General features: G+C 69.7%; 1 protein-coding gene. It reads right to left on the reverse strand.

Translation table 11 applies throughout. The features are described from left to right. Window positions 1–427, reverse strand: a 427-nt coding sequence (locus PGX04_RS28995) for an AMP-binding protein (RefSeq protein WP_273741661.1), incomplete at its 3' end; no start/stop codon positions are given. Window positions 428–561 lie beyond the last annotated feature (134 nt).

A 561-nucleotide genomic window follows, 5' to 3' on the forward strand; every position in this document is an offset into this window, starting at 1 on the left:
GGATCGTCTCCCACTGGGCGGCGTCGACGACGGCGACCCGCGCCTCGCTGTCGCGCAATCGGTAGCCCAGCGCGTCGTCGCCGAACAGAACCGATAGTGGGAGCGACACCGCGCCGCGTTTCCAGCACGCCAAGTGCATCAGAACGTTCGCCGGCTTCTGCGGGACGACGACCCCGACCCGGTCGCCCCGATCGACGCCCATCGACTCGAGCGCGTTGGCGACGGCGTTCGACCGCCGATCGAGATCGTCGAACGTGTAGGTTTCAGCGCTGCCGTCCGGAGCGGCCTGAAAGAGCGCCGGTCGATCGCCGTCCGGGTGCTTTCCGACCAGGTCGGTCGCCGCGTTGAACCCGGACGGAACGTCCCACGAAAACGACTCGCGCGCCGCGTCGTACGACGCTCCCTCGAGCGTAACGTGCCACGCCATAGCACGACCTACCACGGTGGCCGGCATAAACGGTCGGGCGACCGCGGCCGGCTCAGAGGCGGGGGAACCGCCGCGCGTCGACGGTCACGTCGACGTGCTCGAGTCGCGGGTCGTCGGCCAGTTCGGCGACGGTC

This window comes from Natrinema soli (genome assembly GCF_028618695.1).